The organism is Saccharibacillus kuerlensis DSM 22868, assembly GCF_000378145.1.
Taxonomy (GTDB): Bacteria; Bacillota; Bacilli; order Paenibacillales; family Paenibacillaceae; genus Saccharibacillus; species Saccharibacillus kuerlensis.
Genome location: NZ_KB899286.1, coordinates 126,331 through 151,257, shown reverse-complemented (window position 1 = coordinate 151,257; position 24,927 = coordinate 126,331). Strand labels below are relative to the sequence as shown.

Below are 24,927 nucleotides of genomic sequence, written 5' to 3'. Positions count from 1 at the left end.
TTCAGGCCGCTGGCGGCCAGACGCGGTTCGGCATCCCGGTACCCCTTCCACTGCTGCAAAGCCGCTTCAGCCAAAAACAGAAACAAATCGTAACCGGTGAACTTCCGAGCCACATCGACATAGCCGATTTCCGCGAGCAACTCTTCGATTTGCTCGCGGGGAAATACAGTTTGCAGAACACTCGAGAATGTCGTAGACTTTGTCATGAGGTCGCCTCGTTTCGATGTTTGTAGGGGTACAAACAGCTTAACAAAGAGGCGTCCTTTTTGCTATTTTTTGGTTAATCAACAGGCCTACTTATATACAATTAATTTCCGCAAAAGCTCGCCAAATCGTACAATAAGTGCACAGGTACAACTATTTAATAGGGAAGTACAGTTAGAAACTCGAAAACGCTGAAATAAGTGTATGGAAGCACTTATTTCAGCGAAATTCAAAAATTCGATAAAAATAATTGCATATGCGCACTTATTTTCTTTTTTCTCTTCCTTTCCTTCTTTCTCACACCTTCAATAGACTCTTCAGAACACACTCGCAAGCCTCTTTTTCATACTTTTTAACACACTTTAGAAGACGTGTACGCAAACTTCAGGAGTGCTTTTAATTCCATTAAATTAAAGACATAAGACATTGATACGATTTAACCGACGAAGAGTGGAATGCCATTGAATCTTTTTTGCCCCTGTCCAAATACAAAAGGAGGGACGGCATCCGAAAGATCGGAGACATCGACTGAATGTGGTACTTTGGGTCGCACACACCGGAGCGGCTCGTTATGGCAAGGCAGCGAGCATGTTTAAGGCTTTTTTGGCACTGATCTCGGTTGGGATCTGGCTTAACTGAGTTTGCGTACAGAACCAATTCTGCCGAACTTTGCTTCATGCTGCAGCAGCCACTCTTTGCGCCACAGCCCGCCGGCATAGCCGGTCAGTTTGCCGCTTGCGCCGACGATACGGTGGCAGGGCAGTACAATGCTGAGTTTGTTGCGGCCGTTGGCCGCGCCTACTGCACGAACAGCGCGCTGACTGCCGATTGCGACGGCAAGGTCTTTATAGGAACGGAATTCTGCATAAGGGACGCCGGACAGCTCACTCCAGACAGCACGTTGGAACAATGTACCGTCGAATGTATAAGGGAAATCGAACTCACGCCGCTGACCGCGGAAATATTCAACGAGCTGTCGACGGCACAACCGCAGGGCCTCGGGAATCTTGCTTTCAGGCGGATCGGATGGATGGATTTCGGACGCCGATGCGTCAGGGAACGGATGAACGGCAGGCCAACCTTCAGGCATTGTCGTATCAGTGAACAGAATTGTTGATACCGCTTCGGTCGTTCCTTCAATAAGCAGTTCGCCGAGCGGCGAATTGTAGAATAAGCGGGATATCCTAGGCGTTGACGATGCAGATGCTGTTGAATCAGACAGCTTAACCTGCTGAATTGTAAGCGCCGAAGCATTCGAACCGGTAGCATGTGAACCGGTAGGATGCGAAACGGGGATATGAACGTTCATATCGAAACCTCCTTCTATCTGATTATGAAAAAAGCAATTTATGAAAAGTTACAGAAGCGACTGCCATAGATAAAATGTCGCATAGGCTTCCCAACCGTGCCAGCCGGCAGAGACTTCGGCAATCTCGTTCGGGTGAGGCTTGCGATTTAATCCAAGCGCTCGCTTGAGTGCTTGATGCAGCCCGGCATCGGCAATTGGGAAAGCCGACGGTCGGCGCAGACATTTCATTCCGACGTAGTCCGCCGTCCACGCTCCGACACCGCGGATCGAGAGCAGCATTTCCCGGGCCTGCTCTTCGTCCATACGCAGCAGGCCCTCCTTGGAGAGACGGCCTTCCTCCATCATCTGCGCAATGCCGATGATATATTCCGCTTTGCGGCCGGAAAACTGCATGGGCCGCAGGTCGTCCGGCGTTAATGCAGCGATACGTGCAGGGCGCGGAAAGAGATGAAAAGGCTCGTTTGCAGCTCCCATAATCCCAACATCGTCACCAGCAATGACTGCCGCTTCACCAACAATATCTGCAGCGTCAACAGTAATATCTGTCGTGTTATCAACAATATCTACAGCGTCTGCAGCAGCGCTAATAGAGAGCGTTTCACCATAGGCTTCAACCAGCCGCCTTTTCATCGTATAGGCAAACGGTAGGCTGATTTGCTGGCCGATGATTGCCCAAGTCAATGCTTCAAAAAGGTCGGGAATGCCGATCAGCCGCAGTCCGGCATGGGCGGAGACGACCAGGCCCAAGATAGGATCGCGCTGAGCCATAACAGAAAAAGCTTCCAGATCATCGTCAAGGCCGAACCAGTCACGGACATAATCCTCGGCCGCATTCCGAAGTTCCGGCCCAGGGTCCTCCTGAGGAAAGCCGATCCGTAGTGCGGAGAGGACACTTGCAGGCATCGCATTGTTTCGAAGAACATTTTCTTGCGTATAATCCAATTTCAGCAGAATAGGATATCCATTCAATTCGACGGCTTTGTATACGCAGTCCTCTTCAACACGGTGCATGATCTCCAGATCGGATCTTCCCAAGTAAGCCAAACATTCCGACCAGCTGAAAGGAGCGGGAACGCGCAGTTCAATCCGCTCGCATGCATCAGGAGATATAGAGAGAGGAGAGAATTTGTTCATCATGCAGCGTGTCTCCTTTCAGATGGGGATTTCATGTTCTGAGACCCGTTCAATACCCTATTTCACTCACAACCATTTGACCGACGTATTCGGCGTTTTCGGCAGCTGCCGAACGTTTTAGGGCTTTTCGCCGAATATCTTCGCGCATGATCGGTGCACCTTGATTGCGATACTCGCCCGGCGAGCAATCGTGATGACGGCGGAATGCTTTGTAGAAATTGGACGGCGTATGAAATCCAGCCTCGTAACAGATCTCCAGATTCGATTTTTCGCTCCATCGCAGCAGATGTGCCGCACGATCTACCCGCACCTTTTCTAGATATAGACGGGGCGTTTCTCCAGTCTCCTGTTTGAACAGCCGGTCAAGATAGTGGACACTAAGTTTGACATGTTCCGCAATGTCTTTTAACAGCAAATTTTCCCTATAATGTTCGACGATAAAAGCTCTTGCCAGCAGCACAAAGCCGTTCCAGGGGGAGTGTTCAACCTGCGGCTGACATCGTTTGCACGGCCGATATCCGGCAGCTTCCGCTTCGGATATAACCAGGTAAAAATCCACATTCTCTTTTTTGGGTTTGCGCGAACGGCAGGAAGGTCGACAGTAGATGCGTGTCGTCTTGACTGCCGTGAAGAACAACCCGTCGTAGCGATCGTCGCACGCCATGATTCGTTCCCACATCTCCTCGAAAGAAAGCCGGCTTCCGGTCATTCCGCATTCCTCCTCTACGTTTTCCGTTTCTCGATTCGTCGGTTCTGCTCTTATTGTAACAGGACCGGATAAGGAACATCCTCCTCAATATTGCTCTTATGGTCTTGGTTTGGAATTGAAAAAAGACTCCTCATATGAGAAGTCCTTTCGGGTTGGCACATCAATTCAATTTCAGATATTCCTTGATACCCGCTACGATCGCTTCGGCAACTTTCTGCTGGAAGCTGTCTTGGGTCATTAGAGCGGCTTCCTGTTTGTTGCTGAGGAATCCGATTTCCACCAGAGCGGCCGGCATATTCGTTTTGCGAATAACGAGATAATTGGCCTGCTTGGAGCCCCGGTCTCTGAAGCCCGTAGCTTCAAGCACATGCTTCTGAATGGTGTCCGACAGCGACTTGCTGCGTGCGGCGTCGGCATAGAAGGTCTCGGTTCCGCCTGCACTGCTCGATGAAGCCATATTGGCATGAATGGATACGTAGACATCCGCTTCGGCATTATTGGCCAACTGCGCACGTCCGTCCAGTGTGACGAACGTATCGTCGCTTCGGGTCATAATCAGATCGATATTAGGCTCCTGCTTGAGCAGAGCGGCGACTTTCAGTCCGACATTCAATACAACGCCTTTTTCTTTCACGCCGTTGCCGACACCGCCGGAATCATGATCGCCATGTCCCGGATCAATGACGACGATCTTTTTGCCGTTGGTTCCGGCAGGAGGTGCAATTCCATCGTCATTCAGATCGACGATAACCAGATTGCCCTGCGTGTACAAGTTGTAGCCAACGCTGCGGTTTAGGTCGAGTACAACCCGAACGGTAGATGGGCTTTCGCTGAACAGCGAATAGCGAACCTGCTTGACGACGGCTGAATTAGATACCGGCAGAGTCGCGACTTTGCCAAGACTCAGGTTTTCTTTTTGAAGCAGGCCTGGGCCAAAGGCGCTGTTCGGCAGGTCGACGACGATCCGGTCCGGATTGCTCAATACCGTGCTTTTCGGCGTCACGGATGCTCCGGCGGAGATCGTCAGCCTTTTGTCGCTGAAGCTGATACTATCGATCGAAGCAGCTGACGAAGGTGTTGAAACGACAGGTACTGAATCGACAGGTGCCGAACCGACAGGTGTTGAAGGCACTGGGACAGCCGGAGTTGCAGGAGCGGCAGGTTCTTCAAGCCGGCTTTGCAAATACACGGTCTGGGAAGCTTGTTCCCATTTGACCCCGAGTCCCATCTGCGAGCCGACAAAACGCAGCGGTACGTACGTAGTATTCGAACGGACAAACGGTGCCTGTTCCATCGCAATCGTATGGTTTGCCGATTCGGCGGTCAGACTGCCGAGCGTCAAAATGAGAGGAGGGGAGGAACTGCTGCCGATCGTAATGCGTCCGGAATTCTGGTTCCAGTTTACGGAGTAGCCGAGCTGCTCCGAGACGATCCGAATCGGGACCATCGTCGTTCCGGCAATGACAATAGGCTCGGCACCTTCGATAGTTTGCCCGTCCAGCACAATGCGTGTTCCGGCTTCTGCAGCGGCGGCGTGTCGAATCGATCCGGGAAGTACCAGGGTGGCCAGCAGCATAACGGCCATAAATACCGCAGCTGTTTTTTTCCACATGTGATTTCCGAGTTTCATTTTCACTTCTCCTTTGCTCTCTTGATGATCGCAACTATCCGACGTTTTCATAGAATTGGACGCTTGAATATAACAAAAGTTTCGCCCGCGCAAAAAATATTACCTTACACAAAAATAGAGCATTAAAGAGAAAAATTCAAGTGAATTTGATTTGATAGAATGGACAAACTTACGGCAAAAAGGCTGGGAGCGCTGCTTCAGGGATATGGGCGTTTATGCGAAGAGGGATGGCGGGCAATGAGCTGCCGCTTTTTTAATGAGGGGATATGCAAAGACGGCAAGTAGTGCGGACATGAGATAATGAGAATCATACCTGGTTTTTGCATAATTACTGACGTGGGAAACGCAGTGAAATTTTTTGGTGTGAAAGTGAGTACTTCGGAAACAAGTATCGTCTATGTATAAGGATCAGATCGAGATGATACAGAAAAGAGGAGGGGGACGATGAGCGAACCACTGACAGAGCGAGAACTGCTGATGCAGATCCGACAGGGAGACAAACAGAGGTATGCTTTGATCGTTGACCAATACAAAAATAAAATCTACGGTCTGCTGCGGGGGATGGGGGCCGGGCATCAAGATGCTCAGGATTTGGCGCAGGAGACCTTTATACGGGCTTATCGGAAGCTTGGAGATCTGAAGGAAGAGGAACGCTTCTCGGCTTGGATCTACAGTATTGCGGTCAATGCCATGCGCGATTTCACTCGAAAACGAAGGCCGCTGTACATAGAAGATGAAAACATAGCGGAGCCCCGCAGCGACGATACGCCCGAACGGCAAGTTTTAGAACTCGAAATGCGCAGGGAAGTACATCGGCTGCTGGAGCGTTTGCCCGAGAAATACAGGATTGTGCTGCTGCTTCGATATACGAATGAACTCAGCTACGAAGAGATTGCTGGAATTACAGGGTTAAGTGCAAACCAAGTCAAAAACCGCATTTATCGAGCCAAGAAGAGTTTGTACAAAAAAGTGCAGGCGGAAGGAGGATTGCGCTATGAGATGCTTTAGCCGCAGCGAGTTGGAACACCATGTTATGAGAGAAGCCGACCCATCGGGGTCTCCGGTTAGCGCCCATATGGAGGCACATCTGAAAGAATGCGATGCCTGCAGAAAAGAATTGGATCGGATTCGGTCCGAGCAGCGTATGTTCGAGAATGCGTTTTATTCGGACGGTCCGGATGAAGGGTTTACTGCGGGAGTGATGGCAGCCCTCGAAGGAGCGGAAATTGAGTACTCGGGTTCCGCAGCGAGGCATACGACACGCAGACTCAAACCTATCGCTCAATGGAGAAGAGCTGCAGTCGCCGCATGTGCGCTGGTGCTGCTCGGAGGCGCGGGGTGGTATGCCGCTCTTCAAAGCGGCATGGAACTTCTCGGAAAGCAGGAACAGCAGCCTTCCATTACCGCCGGCGTACAGAAGAAGATCGATACCGCCGACCGTGAACGGATCGGAAAGCTGCTGAATGATCCTAATTACGAGTGGAGTTGGACAAGCCGAGCGGCGCTGTTGGATTCGTTCGGACTGGTATTTTATCCGGACATCTCGCTTCACGACGATAAGAGCGGGTACCGTTTTGAAGTGATGGGGATACTGGCGGACGCCTCTCAAATTGTCATTCTGACCCGAACGACCGACGGTAACGGACAGCCTGTCAGCAGAGCGTTTCCGTACGAACTCCCTTTTGTGCTGACAGGTCCTGACGGCCGGGAGGGTGCTGTTCATGCCCGCACAGATCAGTCTGCAGTAAACGGAATGGAAGCCTATGTGTATGTAATGAATCAGCCGCTTCCCGATCGGATCGAGTTTTCGGGGGAAATCGAAGGAATTAACCGAATGGACAGAGAGTTGGATCGGGAAGAGATCGTCGAGACCGAGCCGCTTGTGTTCGATTACTCACTGGATCTTCAAACGGCCAAGAAATATGCCGCATTCTCGGCTGTCGACAAGACTTACAAGGCGCCGGACGGATTGAACATCGAGGTAAACCGTTTGATCCGGACTCCGGGAACGATTCGCGTTGATCTGCATACGATCGCTTCTGGCGAGATCAGGGATCGCAGTCCGGGGGATTTGGGCAGTCAAATCGAGTTCCAATTTCGTATCGAAGATCAAGACGGACGCGTGGTTGGGCGTTACGGCAGCACAAGCAATTATTTTAACGCGGAGACCGTTTTGACACATTACGACAAGAATACCGGAGAGGGAGAATGGACGCTTGTTTATCCAATGGCGGAAACAAATGGTTTGAGCGGAGACGGTCAGCAGCCTTATAAATTTATTTTGGAAAGTTACCAAACCGCTCTGGAAGGCCGGGAAGAGATTACATTTGATCCGTCCGATCTTAAGCGGAATCCCGTTGTACTGGAAGACGAAGGTGACCGCTTTGAGCTGACAGGTGCCGAGATCGACAAACGGGACGGCATCCCTACCGTATATTTGGATTACCGGTCCGAGTATGTCAACGGCCGCGACGGGATCTGGGAAGCGGTCGATGAAAACGGTCAGTTTTATTATCCCGATCCGACTGCGGGAGATGAGGTGCGTTTTGAAATTTTATACATGGAGAAGCTTCCGGAACAGCTGACGCTTCGACGTACGATGGTACCCAAGATTTATAATGATGTCGGCTGGTCGGTCGATCTGCCGGCAAATGCGCTTTCTTTGCCGACAGAAAGCGGAGAATGACCGTTTTCGCTTACAAATAGCCTGCAAATAATAGGACGATAAACAGACGAAAAGCGTAAGAGCGGGCTGATGCCCGTCCTTACGCTTTTTGAATTTGGTCTGTATCAGAATTTGGCCTGCACGATAAGTCATACCATTCAATCAGGGAGTATGATTTTCCGCCTGATCCGGTGTTCGATTCAGATAATGGGCGTAACGTCCGTTCCATTTGCGGATCGACCAGAGCGAGATTAGCACGGCCAGAACAATCAGGGCGGTTATGGCCGGCAGGAACCAAGGCGACACAATACCGTCCGAATATGCCAGACCAATTGGGGAGAATAGAATGTACATCCCGATGATAGCCGAGAACAACAAGATGGAAGACATGATGGCATATTTCCAAGGAGTCATATCACCGCGGGGACGATAGGGAATCCGGTAGGATTCCCGGGATTTGCCTACGCGTCCGATCACCAGCATGATACCTGCTTCGACAAAGAACATGATGCCGTAAACGTAGACGAAATTCAAACCAAGATCAAGGCCGAACAGCTGATCCGTTCCCCAGACGAGCATATAGTAGGCAATGACGTGGAAGATGATAACGACTTTGGCTGCCATAGGCGGCACTTTCTTCGTCCAAATGCCCATCAGCAAAATTACGATGATCGGAATATTGAAAAATCCCGTAAATTTGCGGATGAGATCCCACAGTCCGTCCGGAGCATTAACCAGCAGCGGAGAGATCGCCATGGAGACTACAGCAACAATCGTTCCGAATATTTTACTGATCCGGATCAGCTTCCTGTCATCCGCATTTGGAGCGAACAGCGGCTTGTAGACGTCCAATGTAAACATGGTCGCCGCGCTGTTCAGCAGGGAATTGAACGAGCTGAATACGGCCCCCAGCAGAACGGCGAGGAAAAATCCGCTTAAGTAGATTGGAAGTTCATTAGCGACAAGCGTCGGATAAGCGAGATCGACGCTGGCTAGATTTCCGCCATACAGATGAAAGGCAATAACGCCTGGAATCATCATGAAAAAAGGAATTAGAAGCTTGAAGTAACCGGACAGAAGAGCCCCCTTTTGTCCCTCGGCCAAGTTCTTTGCACCGAGCGTCCGCTGAATGACATATTGGTTTGAGGACCAATAGAACAAGTTGGCGAACAAAATGCCGGTAAAGATCGCTGCGAACGGTACGGAATCCGTACTGGAGCCGATCGCGTTCAGTTTTTCTGGTGCCTGCGTTGCAATCGTCTTCATTCCCTGCAGTATGCTCCCGTCTCCAAGAGCGATAAAGCCAAGAATAGGAACAAGAATGCCGATAATCAGCAGGCCGATTCCATTCAGCGTATCCGAAACGGCTACGGCACGAAGTCCGCCGAAGATGGCATAAATCGCTCCGATAATACCGATGATCCATACGATCAACCATAACGACTGGCCATAAGAAATTCCGAACAGCGAAGGAATATCAAACAGCTGCATGACCGCCAGTGCACCGGAATACAGCGTGGATGGGATCGTCACAAGAATATAGCCGAACATAAACAGCAGAACGGTCAATCTTCTAACTCCATCGTCGTAGCGCTTACTCAGAAATTCAGGGATGGTCGAGATTCCGGCGCCAAGATATTTAGGCAGCAGATAGAGCGCCAGTACGATCACTGCGACACCGGCAGTAACTTCCCAGGCCATGTTTGACAAATTTGCCCGGTAGCCTTGACCGTTCAGGCCGATCAACTGTTCTGCGGACAGATTGGTCAGCAGAAGAGAACCGGCGATAAACGTTCCGCTCAATCCTCTTCCCGCCAAGAAATAACCTTCGCTGCTGTTCACCTCGCCTTTGGTCAGGCGATACGAAATGTAGGCGACGAGGCCCATGAAGAACAGGCAGGAAAGAAGGGTGAACCAGATATTCGATACTTCCAAACGAACCACCTCGACGTAAAATTCTTCTTTATACATACAAGCATCCACAGCAAGCGACATATCTCCTATTAATAGCCGGAGAAAAGCTTCATGAATCACCGGCTGTTATTTTTTTTCAGATATCTTACGCTGGGAGAAGAAGAACCGGAGGAGCAGCAGGAGTTCGATAGAAGGTTTGGCGGCTGAACGTTTTAGAATATGATGTCTTGCATCTTAGACCTGGGCAACCGATGGCAGAATTCGGCCTAGGACGGCAGTTTTGCCGCTGCCGACTTGACTGCTGTTGAGATCTGCTTTTCCCAGCCGTAAATTTTCTGTTGGGAAGAATGGATTTTGCCGAGCTGGGTATACATCAACGTCATCTCGGCTGCCGCCGTAATGGCATTGCCCTGCTTGACGGAGGAACGATAGCGCTTATAGGCGGCAGCGCGTGTTTTGTTAAATCCCGCAATTGATTTATTCTCGGCGGTTATCTGCTGCTTGAGCGCCTTAACAGGTGCAAGGGTATCTTTGACGATCTTCGCTTTGGCTGCCGCCTGCTTTTTGGCCGCAGCCAGGGCGTTTTGGGCGTTCTTGATCTCAATCTTGGCGGCATTAACCGATGGCTTCAACTTATTGCGTTTTAGATCGAGCAGGTCTGCATTTTTCTTGTCCTTGCGCTTACGGGCTGCGCTCGCCTGTTTGCCTAGATCGCTGTACTGCCCGATGACAGCGGCATATTTGCTTTTGAGTGCTGCCCACTCTGCGGCGAGACGGTCGATCTTCGGCTTGTCGATCGCCTTGATAGCGGCATTTACATTTTTAAGTCGGGCCGCCGTGTCTTTGCGCAGCGTTTGAATTTCCAACTTCTCGATTTTGTTGGCAGTTTCGAGCGCCGTATAGCCGTCGTACAGGGTATCAATGCCGGACAGGGCGGAAGCCCATGCCCCGTCGGCGGCATAGGTGCGACCTTGGGGGGCGGCAAATGATAGTGTGAGCGTAAAGACCAGCAGGAGGGCGGCGAGACGAAGGGGACGGCGTTTTTTGGAAATGGACAACAAAGACATAAATTCAGCTCCTTTTTGAAATGAAATAGTGAATCGGAACGGTAGAACGCAAAAAAGCACCCTGCGGAAAGGTTAATTAACCTTGTCCACAGGGTGCTTCCCCGCGCCGTTCACTTCAATTGCGTCCACTATACTACAAGAAGACTATTGTCGTCAACAAAAAATGGAATGTATGTTCCTATCAATACACCCGGCAAGCTTTTGCGGAAAATGAAAAACAGATACAATAGATGCTGCAGGTCAAGGAGCGGACAATATGATACACTGGCTTACGGAGCCGGCCGATCATCTGCCATCTTCCGAAAGTTCAACGTTAGAAGGAGAGTTTTACTGTGAAATTGATTTCTTGGAACGTCAACGGCCTGCGGGCTGCGGTCAATAAAGGCTTCAACGATTATTTCGAGGAGCAGGATGCCGACATCTTCTGTCTGCAGGAGACGAAGCTGCAGGAAGGCCAGATCACGATGGAGCCTTCCCGCGAATATTATCAATATTGGAATTATGCGTTGAAAAAAGGCTACTCCGGCACCGCTGTATTCACTAAGGTTCGTCCGCTGTCAGTCCGCTATGGCATCGAGACCGATTCGGAAGACGAGGGTCGCATTTTGACACTGGAATTTGAAGGTTTTTATCTGGTGAATGTCTATACGCCGAATGCCAAGCGCGACCTGACCCGTCTGCCCTACCGACTAGAATGGGAAGACCGATTCCGCGATTATTTGATCCGGTTGGATGCGGAGAAGCCTGTGATCGTCTGCGGTGATCTTAATGTGGCACATCAAGAAATCGATCTTAAAAATGCCCGTTCCAATATCGGCAATTCCGGTTTCACGCATGAGGAGCGCGGCAAGATGACCGAGCTGCTGGGCGCCGGTTTCATTGATACATTCCGTCATTTCCATCCGGATAAGACGGATGTCTACAGTTGGTGGTCCTATATGGCAAAAGTCAGAGAGCGCAATATTGGCTGGCGAATCGACTATTTCCTGGCTTCCGCGCGTCTTGCGCCGAAATTGAAGGACGCGCGAATCGACTGCCTGATTATGGGAAGCGATCATTGTCCGGTCATTTTGGAAACGGAAGATCTGTAGCTGTACTTCGGGACGAATTCTTTACATCCGGTGGTCACGAGCCTATAATTCGAGTGAACATTCCAACGGATATAACCGAGAGACCTGTCGGAAGACGGGTCTTTTTCCTTTTCTTTAATTCAAACACCAAATCTTTAGTTTTGCCCCTTATTGAAAAGGCTTTCATTGTATAGGGTAGACAGATAATGATAGTTGAAAATAGAACATTTATGTCTCAAGCGGATAGACAGATAGCAAACGGAATGCGAAAATATCGAAAAATCCGAAAGGGGAGGAGCGGGCAAACATATGCTGGAGTTTTATCGAAGAATGTTTAAAAACAATTTGTTTACCAAAACCATTCTGCTCTTCTCTTTCATTACAATCGTAACGATTATCGCTTTTTCTTATTTTATGTTTGTTTCCATGTCGCAGTCGGCGGTACGCCGGGAGCTGGATAATCAGAAAGCGGCCATGTCAGCGATCGATCGTTATATCGGTCTGCGTCTTGAAAATGCGGATTCGATCATGCCGGATATTTATCGTAACGATGCGCTGTCGCTCGATTTGTCGCATTTTCTCTTATACCCGTATCCGGATTACGTTCGCTATCGGCTCGACCTCTATACGCAAACGGGTATCGATTCAGCGAATGCCAAGACGCATATGGAGAATGTGCTGGAGACCCAACCGGATATCCGGATGCTCGTTCTGTACAGCAGTGAGCAGCAGATGCTTTATGCTTACGGCCGGAATGCGGAATTCAAAGCGGTGCCGGTTAACGCATCGCAATCCTACGTGCCCGATGCGATGGCATTGGAGAGCGCTAACGTCTCAAAACCTAATGCTTGGGTAAGCCGTGCTCTCGGCAGCAGCGGAGAAACGATGTACTCGGTTACCAGGCCAATTAATGATAAGCAAAGTTTTAAAAATCTTGGTCAGCTGACCGTTTGGTTTGATTCGACCGGTCTTTGGAATGCGCTGACTGCCTACGAACAGGAATTCAAAGGAGATATTTTTGTGTTGGATGCGAATGGGCAGGTCCTGTTCGATACGTCAGATCAGTACTATGGTGGCAAGTTCCCCTATGCGGAGCGGTTGAAGTCGGTCTATGACGTCAGCTCGTCCGGCCCGTCGCCGGAAGGCGGTCTTTACCTCAACAAGCTGGCTTCGACTTCCGGCGGTTATACCGTTGCCGGAATCCTGAGCCCGGCCGAAGCAGCCGAATCGTATGAGCATCTGCGCAATACAATCGTGACCATTGGAGCGGTATGCATTCTTTTTGCGATTCTCGTTCCGTCACTGTTCATTTTCAGTTTTGCAAAACGAACGAACCGGATTATTCGTCTAACCCAGCGCGTCAAACACGGCGACCTGCAGACACGAATCCACGATCGGAAAGAGGACGAGCTGGGGCAGATTGCCGGAAGCTTTGACGACATGCTCGATGAACTGAATTTGTATATCGATCGAGTGTACAAAGCGGATATCAAACAAAAGCATACGGAATTGGCGGCGCTGCAGGCAAGGGTGAACCCGCATTTTCTGTATAATACATTGGAAGTGATTCGGATGAGAGCCGTGTCGCAGGGAGCGCGCGACGTCGGCGAGATGATCTACAGCCTGTCCATGCTGTTCAAGAGCTTCGTTCAGCAAAAAGAGCGGCATACCATGAAGGATGAATTGGAGGCGTGTCGGCTGTATCTCGAGTTGTTCCGTATTCGGTATAAAGATCGGCTGGCCTACGATATACAAGTCGATCCTGAACTGCTGAATGCGGAAGTGCCGAGATTGTGTGTGCAGCCGATTGTGGAGAACTATATCGTGCACGGTATTCGCAGTCGGGATGAAGACAACCGCATTGTCATTTTTGTCGACCTGGAACAAGGGGATATTGCGGTACGGGTACGGGACAACGGGCGTGGGATTCCGTCCGAGAAACTGTGCGATCTGCGTAATATGCTGTATCGCACAGATGGAGAAGCAGCAGCGGAAGGAGGTTTCGGCCTGCGCAGCATACATGAACGATTGAGGCTTCTTTATGGGCCGGAATACGGTATTGAAGTACATAGCGGAGGCGCAGGGCAGGGAACGCTGGTCGAAATGCGCTGCCCCAATTCGGGAGAGGAGGAGCGGCATGTACAAAGTGTTTCTGGTGGATGACGAACCTTTTATTATCGATGGACTTTATGACATCATGGATTGGAATTCGCTCGGACTTGAAGTTGTAGGAAACGCATTGGACGGCCGCGAAGCGTTGGGGGCGCTGCGGGACATATCGGCAGATGTGCTGCTTACCGATATTTCTATGCCGGAGATGAACGGGCTTGAGTTGATTCGCAAAGTCCGGGAGTTTCAGCCGAACCTTAAAGTGATTGTATTGAGTGGGTTCAACGAGTTCAATTATCTCAAGGAAGGCATGAAGCTTGGCATCGAAAACTATTTGCTCAAGCCGATTAATGTAGAAGAACTTGAAGCGACTCTGGCAAATGTGACGGAGAAGCTTAGCCGTGCAGAGCGCGAGAAGCGGTTCGATGCGTTCGGTACAAGAATTATCCGCGATAATGTGCTGCATCGTTGGCTGACGGAGCAGATCTCACAAACGGAATTCGCCGAACGGGCAGGGCTGATGGGTCTTGAGTTTCGGCATCCACAGCTGGCTGTGCTGATGCTTCGTTCTGTCCGGGACGGTGACACGCTGACAGACCGTGCGGAGGAAGCTCTCCGGGATGAACCGGAGTGCATCGTTTTCCGCGATATTGACGGTGATGTCGCCGTTATTGTCCAACTGACCGACAAAGACGGGCGAGATCGGCTGCTGCAAATTGCGCACAAGCTGGAACAGCGGATCGGTGAAGAAGGGCTGCGGATCGGTTCTGGCAGTAGCGGTCTTCTGCCGCAGCATGGACCTGCCAGCCGAATGGAAGCGAAGAAGGCGCTGGAGTATGCACTTGTCGATCCCAAAAGCCGAATTTTCGAGTATAAGCTGCAGGCTGCGGCTTCCATGCCGGAGACGACAAGCTCGGCCAAGGCGAATCTCGGCCGGGAATATGCTCGTCTCATTCTGTCGCGCGATCGAGAAGAGCTGAAGCGGCGTATTGGCGAGGATTTGACGCTGCTGAGCAGAACGGAAGGCATAACACCGGAAGAGCTGCAAAATATTGCACTTGGCGTTTGCGCGGATTTCCGTGCCGTGCTGCGTGAATTCAAGCATGAAGAAGACGGCGAACCTCTGCTGCGGATGTTGGATCGAATCCGTGCAGCTTCGCACATGGAGGAATTGATCGAAGCGGTTCGCCGCGCAGCGGAAGAGACGGTTGGGATGCTGAGCCGCGATACGCGAAGCCCCGTTGTGCAGCAGATACTCGGCCATATTGCCGACCATTACGGCGAAGAGCTGTCGTTGAAAATGTTGGGCTCGCAGTACCATATCCATCCCGTTTATTTGGGGCAGCTGTTTCATAAGGAGACAGGAGAAACTTTTACGGATTATCTGAACAAATATCGGATTGAACGGGCGAAGGAAAAATTGCGAACGACCAGCTTGAAAGTACAGGATATTTCGCGAAGCGTGGGCTACTGGGAGACGGGATACTTTTACAAGCAGTTTAGAAAACATGTGGGCATATCGCCGACCGAATACAAAATGCTTCAGTAAACGTGAAGTCCAAGCAATGAGTATTTCAATGCTGAAAATTAAAAGTATATTCGTGTTATTTTCATGTTACTTACATGTAAAACATTTTATCATTTCAATGATAGAGATCACCATTTGGTGGTCTTTTCTTTATTTTGTACCCTGATATATTGATTTTATCTTCTTTTTGAAAGTGCTTTCATCATTTAAAGTGAAGATAGTTCTTATCACAAGGCAGAAGCAAAGATAATTCAACCGTGCAGAAACACACAGACACACAGCAGTTCAAAAAAAGGAGGTCTATTTTATGCAAAAAGGCAAAAAAAGATTCTCGATTGCAATCACCATGCTTACGGCATTCAGTTTGATTCTTTCCGCTTGCGGTGGAGGCGGGGGCGGAAGTTCGGCTTCGGGCGGTGAAGGGGATGCGGATAATCCAGTTGAGCTGATCTGGTATACCATCGGTACGCCGCAAAAAGACGTCGACACGGTCATGGCCGAAGTCAGCAAATATACGACCGAGAAGATCGGCGCCACCGTTACGATGAAAATGATTGATTGGGGCGACTATCAGCAGAAAATGCAGGTGCTGGTCGCTTCCGGTGAGCCAATGGATATTATCTTCACTTCGTCGGGCGGCTTCGATTACGTACAGAATGCGCGAAAAGGCGCATTTATGGAATTGGACTCGCTGCTGGACGAGCATGGACAAGATCTTAAAAGTACGATCAACCCGGCTTTCCTCGAAGGCTCCAAGGTTGACGGCCATAACTATGCAATCCCGGCTAACAAAGAGCTGCCGCAGCAGGAAGTATGGCGCTTCAATAAAACGCTGGTCGACGAGTACGGCCTCGATATCAGCAGTGTTCGCACTCTGGACAGCCTAGAGCCGCTGCTCAAAACGGCAAAAGAAAAGTCGCCAGACATTACGCCGTTCGCCATGGATAAAAACTACGTGCCTTATGTGCCTTACGACTACGTCATTCAAAATCTGCCGATGGCCGTCAAGTTGGACACGACGGACTACAAGATCGTAAACATTCTGGAAACGCCTGAGATGAAAGAGGCACTCACCACGATGCACAAATATTACAAAGCAGGCTATATTGCACCGGAAGCGGCAACAACGGGTTCAACGGGAGACTTGATGAACTCCGGAAAATGGCTGCTTGATCGGGCGCAGACACAGCCGCTCGCGGATAATTCATGGAGCGCAAGCTACGGCTATCCGGTCGTCTCGACACCAGCCAGCGATCCGATTATTACAAACAACTCTGTTCAAGGCTCCATGATGGCAATCTCGGCCAACTCGGAATACCCGGAAAAAGCGATGCAGTTCCTGAATCTGCTGAATACAGACGCGACGCTGCGCAATATGGTGGACTCCGGTATCGAAGGAACTCATTACAAAAAGACAGGCGACAACCGGATGGAAAACCTGCCGGAGTCGAAAAATTACGATATGCCGTCCTATTCGCTCGGCAACAACATGCTGCTCTACTTGAACCCGAACGATCCGGACAACAAATGGGACGAGTTCGAAGCGTTCAATGAATCGGGTACGAACTCTCCGATCCTGAGCTTCAACTTCGATCCGAAGAACGTATCTTCCGAACTTGCCGCCGTGCAAAACGTGAAGGAACAGTTCTGGTCCTCTCTGATGACCGGTACGGTCGATCCGGAAACCTATCTGCCGCAGGCGATCGAGAAATTCAATCAGGCCGGTCTTGAGAAAGTGATGGCCGAAGCGCAATCTCAGCTGGATGCCTGGAAAGCGGAGAACGGAGCTTAAACAAAGTTTGCGCAGGCAATGCAAAAAGGGATCGGGCGGGCAGGCGGACGCCCGATCCCTTTTTTATCCCAATTTTGGGGTGACAAGGAGGATGACAAAGACATGGGAAACTTTTTTAAAAACCTAAACCGAAATAAAGTGCTGCTGTTCATGGTGCTGCCGGGTGCAATCTGGTTCTTTTTCTTCTCGTATCTGCCCCTTGTAGGCACAATCGTAGCGTTCAAAGAATACCGTTTCAGCCGTCAAGGATTCTGGGCGAGTATCATCAACAGCGATTGGGTCGGCTGGGACAACTTCAAATTTCTGTTCAGCACGGAAGACGCCTTCGTCATTACGCGCAATACGCTGCTGTATAACATCGCGTTTATTGCACTCGGCCTAGTGTTCTCCGTTCTGATGGCGATTATTTTGTCCGAGCTGGTCAGCCGGAAGATGTCGAAAATTTATCAGACGGGCATGTTCCTGCCTTATTTTCTCTCTTGGGTGATCGTCGGATACTTCGTGTTCAGCTTCTTGAGCATGGACCGAGGACTGCTGAACCAGATGTTGGGATGGGTAGGCATGGAACCTGTTCAATGGTATTCCGATCCAAAGTATTGGCCGTATATCCTGGTGCTGGTCAATCTTTGGAAAATGGTCGGTTATAACAGTGTCGTCTATCTGGCGGCGATTATGGGGATCGACCGATCCCTGTACGAAGCGGCGATGATCGACGGGGCCAACAAATGGCAGCAGATTCGCAGCATTACCATTCCAATGCTGACACCGATCATCACGATTATGACGCTGCTGGCCGTGGGCCGGATTTTCTATGCGGACTTCGGGTTGTTTTATCAGGTGCCGAGAGATTCCGGTACGCTGTATTCTGTCACGAACGTTATCGATACCTATGTCTATCGCGGGTTGATGACAACCGGGGAAATCGGCATGAGCGCCGCTGCGGGACTTTATCAATCGATTGTCGGCTTCACTCTGGTTATCGTTGCGAATTATGTCGTGCGCCGGGTCGACAAGGACAGTTCGCTGTTCTAAACGGACAATAAGAAAGGAGAGTGTCTTCATGGCCCGCAAAGCGAAAGCGATCCGCGATTTTCAACAGATTACACCAGTATGGAATGTGCTGTTTAACCTTTTTGCCGGTATTTTTGCTTTTATGTGCGTCTTTCCCTTTATCTTTGTCGTGATCATCTCCCTGACGGACGAAAGCGTGCTGGCAAGCGAAGGCTACCGGCTGATTCCATCCAAATGGAGTCTAGGCGCTTATCAGTACATTTTTGAAAGCGGAGATACGCTGCTGCGTGCTTACGGCGTTACGATCGCAGTAACGGTCATCGGCACGATACTCAGCTTGTTTATGATCTCGCTGTATTCGTATGCGATCTCGCGCCGCAATTTCCGGTACCGCCGCTTCTTCTCAGTCTTCGCGATTCTCACGATGCTGTTCAACGGCGGCATCATCCCAACCTACATGATCGTAGCGCAGCTGCTCGGTCTGAAAAATAGTCTATGGGCGCTTATACTTCCACTGGCGATGAACGCCTTTTACGTCATGATCCTGCGTACGTTCTACGCCACCAGCGTGCCGGATGCACTCGTTGAATCGGGCAAAATAGACGGCGCCGGCGAATTCCGTATTTTTTTCAAAATCATTGTGCCGCTTTCCCTGCCGGGTCTGGCTACAATCGGATTGTTCAGTACGCTGGGGTATTGGAACGACTGGTTTAACGCACTGCTGTACATTGACGATCCGAATCTGGTGCCGCTGCAGTCGATGCTGATGCGGATCGAGACCAGTATGCAGTTTATTCAGCAGAATTCGGCCAACAGCAATATCAGCATGGCTGCGCTGCAGTCGCTTCCGCAGGATACGGCACGGATGGCGATGGTGGTGCTGGCAACGCTGCCGATCATTTTCGCTTACCCGTTCTTCCAGCGTTACTTTGTACAAGGTCTGACTCTGGGAGCGGTAAAAGAGTAGAAAAAGGATGCGTGCTTCGGAGCCTAAGACGACAGGGATAGGACAAGGGAACAGATACGGCCAAAAGATTGGATGAAGCGGACAGGGAAAAGGATGTGACGAATTCTAAGGATGTCCACCTGTGAAGGAGGAGTGTCGGTGATGACAGAACGTAGACGGCCTACGAGTACACTGCAGGAAAGATCTTGGATGGATGCGGAGCTGCCGGCCGAAGAGCGTGCCGAGCGCCTGCTTTCGGCAATGACGGCTCGAGAGAAGGTTGGTCAGCTGGTTCAGCCGTTCGGTTGGATGACCTACTCGCGCGGAGATGGCCGAACAGAACTTACGGAAAAGTTCAGGGAACAGGTGCGTCAAGGAGATGTCGGTTCGCTGTACGGTACGCTCAGAGCGGATCCTTGGACGGGTGTTACGCTGGAGACGGGCTTGTCTCCGGCAGAAGGTGCCGAAGCGGTCAATGAAATCCAGCGCTGCGCGGTGGAGCATTCCAGACTCGGTATTCCGCTGCTGATTGGGGAGGAGTGTTCGCACGGTCATATGGCGATCGGAGCGACGGTGTTTCCGGTTCCGCTCGCAATCGGCAGCACCTGGAATACGGAACTGTACCGGGAAATGTGCCGGGCAGTTGCAGCGGAGACACGGGCGCAGGGCGGCGCGGCCACCTACTCGCCGGTACTCGACGTCGTACGCGATCCCCGTTGGGGACGGACGGAGGAGTGTTATGGAGAAGATCCGTTTCTGATCGGAGAGATGGCCGTGGCGGCGGTTGAAGGGCTGCAGGGTGAGAGCTTGGACAGCGCGCACAGCGTAGCGGCGACGCTGAAGCACTTCGCAGGCTACGGCAGTTCCGAAGGAGGGCGGAATGCGGGTCCGGTACATATGGGTTGGCGGGAGCTGCTCGAGACCGATTTGTATCCGTTTGAACGCGCGGTGCGGGCGGGAGCGGCTTCCATCATGCCGGCTTACAATGAGATCGACGGCGTGCCGTGTACAACGAACGAGCGGCTGCTCAGTGGCATCCTACGAGACGAATGGGGCTTCGACGGTCCGGTCATTACGGACTGCGGGGCAATCGATATGCTGGCAAGCGGACACGATACGGCAGAGGATGGCGAAGAGGCGGCGCTGCAGTCGATTCGTGCAGGCATCGACATGGAGATGTCCGGCGAGATGTTCGGCCGCTATTTACTGTCGGCGTTCGAGGCGGGCAAGCTTGAGCCGCAGGTGCTTGACCGTGCCGCGCTGCGCGTGTTGAAGCTGAAATTTCGGCTCGGGCTGTTCGAGCGTCCGTACGCCGACGCGAAGAGAGCGGCCGAAATCATCGGCTGCGAGAAGCATGCGCGGCTGGCCAGGCAGCTAGCCGCTGAGAGCGTCGTTCTGCTGAAGAACGACGGAAATGTGCTGCCCCTGCCGAAGGAGATCGGCAGGGTGGCGGTGATCGGTCCCAATGCGGACCGCGGTTACAACCAGCTCGGCGATTATACGTCGCCGCAGCCAGAAGGAAGCGTCGCGACCGTGCTGCGCGGCCTGACCGAGCGGCTGGGGACAGAGCGCGTGCTGTATGCGCCGGGCTGTCGTATTCGCGGGGAGTCGCGCGAAGGCTTCGGACGGGCACTGGAATGCGCGGCGCAGGCAGACGCCGTCGTCCTGGTCATGGGCGGATCGAGTGCCCGCGATTTCGGCGAAGGCACGATCGATCTGCGCACCGGAGCCTCGATGGTCACGGGAGAAGCGATCAGCGACATGGACTGCGGCGAAGGGATCGACCGGATGACGCTGGGGTTATCGGGCGTTCAGCTCGGCTTGATCCGCGAAGTTTATGCGGCGGCTGCCGGCAGGCCTGTTATTGTCGTCTATATCGGCGGACGTCCCGTTGCGGAACCCTGGGTGGAAGAGCAGATTCCCGGCCTGCTGCAGGCTTGGTATCCGGGACAAGAAGGCGGGCACGCAATCGCGGATATTCTGCTGGGTGACGTGAATCCGTCGGGCCGGCTGACCCTTTCGATTCCGAAGCATGTCGGACAGCTCCCTGTACACTACCGGGGCAAACGTTCACGCGGCAGGCGATACTTGGAAGACGACTCGAAGCCGCGTTATCCGTTCGGCTATGGGCTGAGCTACACGTCTTTTGAATATTCGAAGCCGGTGCTGTCCGAAGTTCGGGTGTCGCCGGAATTTATTGCAGCAGGCGGTACAGTGACACTGTCTGCAGTGGTCACGAATACCGGCAAACATGAAGGAGCGGAAGTCGTACAGCTGTACATTTCCGATATGTCCAGTGCCGTAACCCGTCCCCTCAATGAATTGAAAGGTTTCCGGAAAATTCGGCTTGCGCCTGGAGAAAGTCGGGAAGTTGAATTTGAGATTGGGGCGGAGCAGCTTCGTTATATCGGACCAGACTATGTATCGATCGTTGAGCCCGGATTGTTCCGGGTTAAGATCGGCAGCAGTGTCGAGCATACGCAGAGTATCGATTTAATCGTAGGAGAGGGTTGAGGCATAGATGCAGCGTTTGAAACGTTTTATTCGGGAACTGTCCCAGAAGCAGTGGCTGAAACAGATGGAATGGAAGGACTGGGACATTACCCGCTCCACGTACGGACTTCCGGGGCAATATACGGATATTGAGCCTTATCCTCAGGGAGCGGAACTGAATCCTTTTCCAAGCCGTAACGGTACAACCTATTTCTTCCGTACAAAGCTCCGCCTGCCGGCCGACTGGAACTCGGACACTGTGGGTCTGATCTTCGACTGCGGAGGGGAAGGGCTGCTGCGAGTGAACAGACAATCATGGCAGGGGATCGACGACAATCACACGTACGCCACACTCGACCTGAACCTTGTCGGCCCTGAACCGGAGCTTGAGATCGAGATGTTCGATATTATTCCGGAACCGTATGATCCGCTGAACGAACAGGCGACAATCAAGCCGCCGATCACGGCGGTACGCAGCTTGATCGTTCTGCCGAACGAACCGGTACGCAGTTTGATGTACACGGTGACGGTCGTGCGCGATTCGGCAGAGCTGCTGCCGGAGAGCGATTTCCGCCGTGTTCGGCTGCTGGAAGCGCTGCACGATGCGATGGACGCTTTTACGGATCTGAACGAAGAAGAAGTGCTTGAAGGCTCGGTCGTGTCGGGGATCGAAGAACGACTGCGGATACGCACGCGCGAGATTGGCGGTAACTATGCAGAAGGTCAGGAAATTATGGTCGGTCAGTCGCATATCGATATCGCTTGGCTGTGGCCGGTGCGGGAGACGGTGCGTAAGACGAGCCGGACATTCGCAAGCGTTGATGCGCTGATGCGCGAATACCCGGGTTATCTGTACACGCAGAGCCAGCCGATCCTATTCGAGTTTCTCAAAAACAACGATCCCGAGCTGTACGAAAGAGTCAAAGAGCGGATCAAGGAAGGGCGCTGGGAACTGGTCGGAGGGATGTGGGTCGAACCGGATCTCAACATTCCGAGCGGCGAGTCGTTAATGCGGCAGATGCTGTACGGACAGCGTTTCTACCGGGAGGAGTTCGGCAAAATTTCGCATATTGAGTGGCTGCCCGATACATTCGGCTACTGCGCGTCCCTGCCGCAGATCTTAAAACACGGCGGCGTGGAATATTTTATGACGACCAAATTGAATTGGAACGATACGAATACGTTCCCTTACGACCTGTTCCACTGGGTAGGCATTGACGGTACGCCAATTCTGTCGTACCTGAACCACGGCGTCAATGAGCACACGCATCCCAAAGACGTTCATGAACATTGGCAGTCTTATCGGCAGAAGGACAGGCACCCGGAGCAGATGCTGCTGTACGGACACGGCGACGGAGGAGGCGGCGTTACGCGCGAAATGCTGGAATACATCGACCGTGCAGATCTCATGGTTGGTCAACCTTCGAGTCGTTACGGCACGGCTGCGGAATTCTTCGACGGAATCCGTCAGGCAGCTCCGGATCTTCCGGTCTGGCGCGGCGATCTGTATCTGGAGCTGCACCGCGGCACGTATACGACGCATGCGTATAACAAGCGGGCCAACCGTAAAGCGGAAGTGCTGTACCGCGAAGCGGAGCTGTGGAATGTGCTGGCTGCGGATGCGAATGGGACGCTGTCTGCTTTGCAAACACATGCCGGTTACGGCGAAGCAGTGGAATCCCTGCATAGAGGCTGGAAGCTGATCCTGCTTAACCAATTTCACGATATTATTCCGGGCTCGGCCATTATGGAAACGTACGTGACTTCCGACTCCGAGTACGATGAAGTATTTACTGAAGGCTTCAAAGGACTCAATATCGGCACAAAGGCACTGACGGATCGGATTAACACCGAGGGCGAAGGAACACCGTATGTCGTTTTCAACAGTTTAGGTTGGAATCGTTTTGCGGTTGTGGAAATTGAGAATGCGGAATCGGGAGCGGCGTACGACTCGGAAGGTGCTCGTCTTGAAGGAGATTACGATGCGGCAAGCGGCAGGCTCACTGTATTCATTCCGAATATTCCCGCACTCGGTTATACGACGATCTGGCTGCGTTCGGCAGAAACGGTAGGAAGCGGAGGAGGAAGCGCAGATCAAGCTGTCGACCTCGCCGGACAAGCGGCACCGCTATCGGATTCCGGATTCCCCGATGTATGGCACACGCCGCATTATACGGTGCGTTTCAACGAACTCGGCGAGATCTTGTCCCTGTTCGACAAAGAAGCGGAGCGCGAGATCATCAAACCGGGCGAGGCGGCAAATGTATTCCAGTTCTTCCATGATCGTCCGACGGAATGGGATGCCTGGGACATTGATCCGCGTTTTGAAAAACAGTCGGCGGGCAAAGTGCAGCTGCTGGAACTCTCGGTCGTTACGTCCGGCGGCGTGCGTGATATCCTGCGTTTCCGTTGGAAGCTGAACCAATCCATCATTGAGCAGGACGTCATCTTCTACAAATACGACCGCCGCATCGATTTCAAGACCCATGTGTCTTGGCATGAAGCGCATAAGCTGCTGAAAGTATCTTTCCCGGTCGATGTACTGACAGAGAAAGCGACGTACGAGATTCCGTTCGGCTCGCTGGAGCGTCCGACCCATCGGAATACGAGCTGGGAACAGGCGCAGTTTGAAGTGTGCGGACACCGGTTCGCCGACGTGTCCGAACGCGGATACGGCGTCAGCCTGCTGAACGATTGTAAATATGGCTATGATATTCAAGGCAGTACCCTTAGACTCTCTCTGCTGAGAGCGCCAAAATGGCCGGATACCCAAGCCGATCTGGGCGAGCATGATTTCACGTATTCGCTGTATCCGCATCGCGGCGACTGGAGAAGCGCGAACACTGTGCAGGCCGCAGCGGCGCTTAATCAAACGCTTCCGGTGGTGCGAACAACAACGCATGCGGGCGATCTTCCGTCTTCAATGACACTCGTTCTCTTCACGGGTGAGCATGTTATACTGGATACGGTCAAGCCAGCCGAAGACGGAAGCGGCATTATTGTGCGAATGTATGAGTCGGCAGGCGGCCGGGAGACGGTCATATTGAATTGGCGTCATGCGTTTGAACGGGCTGTATTGTCAGGTGCATTGGAGGAAGACGGCGAGGAATTGGAGCTGATCGACAGCACCGCTGTATCGCTATCGTTCAAGCCGTATGAGATCAAGACGATCAAATTGATCCGAGGCTGAGCGTTTTTCCAAAACTCTGCGCTGGCCCAAAGAACTGACATTAAGAAGAGCTCTTTATTGAAAAACGGAACGTCGCAAACGGATAATCATCCGGGCATCATTCTGCTGCCGGCGCTCCGCAGAAATCCGAAAGCCGCTTGTTACGGCCCAAACGGT

General features: G+C 51.9%; 15 protein-coding genes and 2 pseudogenes. 10 read left to right on the top strand and 7 right to left on the bottom strand.

The window, feature by feature from the left end:
• From F456_RS0112360 to F456_RS0112340, 5 genes and pseudogenes are all read right to left on the bottom strand, one after another.
• Positions 1 to 206 (bottom strand): annotated as a pseudogene (locus F456_RS0112360) (DUF4372 domain-containing protein); the annotation flags it as partial.
• Between the two features lie 629 nt (positions 207 to 835).
• Positions 836 to 1,513, bottom strand: a complete 678-nt coding sequence (locus F456_RS0112355) for a methylated-DNA--[protein]-cysteine S-methyltransferase (RefSeq protein WP_018977349.1) — start codon at positions 1,511 to 1,513, stop codon at positions 836 to 838.
• Positions 1,514 to 1,561: 48 nt separating this feature from the next.
• Positions 1,562 to 2,650 (bottom strand): DNA-3-methyladenine glycosylase 2, encoded by a 1,089-nt coding sequence (locus F456_RS0112350; RefSeq protein WP_018977348.1) that lies wholly within the window; start codon positions 2,648 to 2,650, stop codon positions 1,562 to 1,564.
• Between the two features lie 160 nt (positions 2,651 to 2,810).
• Positions 2,811 to 3,356 (bottom strand): annotated as a pseudogene (locus tag F456_RS0112345) (bifunctional transcriptional activator/DNA repair enzyme AdaA); the annotation flags it as partial.
• 160 nt (positions 3,357 to 3,516) lie between these two features.
• Positions 3,517 to 4,986 (bottom strand): N-acetylmuramoyl-L-alanine amidase family protein, encoded by a 1,470-nt coding sequence (locus F456_RS0112340; RefSeq protein WP_018977346.1) that lies wholly within the window; start codon positions 4,984 to 4,986, stop codon positions 3,517 to 3,519.
• A gap of 444 nt (positions 4,987 to 5,430) precedes the next feature.
• On the opposite strand from F456_RS0112340, the gene F456_RS0112335 reads away from it, so the two are divergent.
• Positions 5,431 to 5,994: an RNA polymerase sigma factor gene (locus F456_RS0112335; protein ID WP_018977345.1), complete on the top strand. Its 564-nt coding sequence runs from the start codon at positions 5,431 to 5,433 to the stop codon at positions 5,992 to 5,994.
• Positions 5,981 to 7,672, top strand: a complete 1,692-nt coding sequence (locus tag F456_RS0112330) for a hypothetical protein (RefSeq protein ID WP_018977344.1) — start codon at positions 5,981 to 5,983, stop codon at positions 7,670 to 7,672. The genes F456_RS0112335 and F456_RS0112330 overlap by 14 nt, the downstream gene beginning before the upstream one ends.
• A gap of 141 nt (positions 7,673 to 7,813) precedes the next feature.
• Here the strand turns inward: F456_RS0112330 and F456_RS0112325 are convergent, their stop codons facing one another.
• Both F456_RS0112325 and F456_RS0112315 read right to left on the bottom strand, forming a co-directional pair.
• Complete coding sequence (locus F456_RS0112325; protein ID WP_040925213.1) at positions 7,814 to 9,586, bottom strand: solute:sodium symporter family transporter; 1,773 nt, start codon at positions 9,584 to 9,586, stop codon at positions 7,814 to 7,816.
• Positions 9,587 to 9,831: 245 nt separating this feature from the next.
• Complete coding sequence (locus tag F456_RS0112315; protein ID WP_018977341.1) at positions 9,832 to 10,632, bottom strand: hypothetical protein; 801 nt, start codon at positions 10,630 to 10,632, stop codon at positions 9,832 to 9,834.
• Positions 10,633 to 10,964: 332 nt separating this feature from the next.
• On the opposite strand from F456_RS0112315, the gene F456_RS0112310 reads away from it, so the two are divergent.
• The 8 genes from F456_RS0112310 (at position 10,965) to F456_RS0112275 (ending at position 24,771) form a co-directional block, all read left to right on the top strand.
• Positions 10,965 to 11,723, top strand: a complete 759-nt coding sequence (locus F456_RS0112310) for an exodeoxyribonuclease III (RefSeq protein WP_018977340.1) — start codon at positions 10,965 to 10,967, stop codon at positions 11,721 to 11,723.
• 309 nt (positions 11,724 to 12,032) lie between these two features.
• On the top strand, positions 12,033 to 13,865 hold the full coding sequence (locus F456_RS0112305; protein WP_229675722.1) for a cache domain-containing sensor histidine kinase: 1,833 nt from the start codon (positions 12,033 to 12,035) through the stop codon (positions 13,863 to 13,865).
• The gene (locus tag F456_RS0112300) at positions 13,840 to 15,360 is read left to right on the top strand and encodes a response regulator transcription factor (RefSeq protein ID WP_018977338.1); all 1,521 of its coding nucleotides are present in this window, start codon (positions 13,840 to 13,842) and stop codon (positions 15,358 to 15,360) included. The genes F456_RS0112305 and F456_RS0112300 overlap by 26 nt, the downstream gene beginning before the upstream one ends.
• 286 nt (positions 15,361 to 15,646) lie before the next feature.
• Positions 15,647 to 17,131, top strand: a complete 1,485-nt coding sequence (locus F456_RS0112295) for an ABC transporter substrate-binding protein (protein ID WP_018977337.1) — start codon at positions 15,647 to 15,649, stop codon at positions 17,129 to 17,131.
• Between the two features lie 102 nt (positions 17,132 to 17,233).
• A complete protein-coding gene (locus tag F456_RS0112290; protein ID WP_018977336.1) occupies positions 17,234 to 18,163 on the top strand; it encodes an ABC transporter permease in 930 nt (309 codons plus the stop codon).
• 28 nt (positions 18,164 to 18,191) lie between these two features.
• Positions 18,192 to 19,109, top strand: a complete 918-nt coding sequence (locus F456_RS0112285; protein ID WP_018977335.1) for a carbohydrate ABC transporter permease — start codon at positions 18,192 to 18,194, stop codon at positions 19,107 to 19,109.
• Positions 19,110 to 19,250: 141 nt separating this feature from the next.
• On the top strand, positions 19,251 to 21,602 hold the full coding sequence (locus tag F456_RS0112280) for a glycoside hydrolase family 3 N-terminal domain-containing protein (RefSeq protein WP_018977334.1): 2,352 nt from the start codon (positions 19,251 to 19,253) through the stop codon (positions 21,600 to 21,602).
• A 7-nt stretch (positions 21,603 to 21,609) separates the two neighbouring features.
• Positions 21,610 to 24,771: an alpha-mannosidase gene (locus F456_RS0112275; protein ID WP_018977333.1), complete on the top strand. Its 3,162-nt coding sequence runs from the start codon at positions 21,610 to 21,612 to the stop codon at positions 24,769 to 24,771.
• Positions 24,772 to 24,927 lie beyond the last annotated feature (156 nt).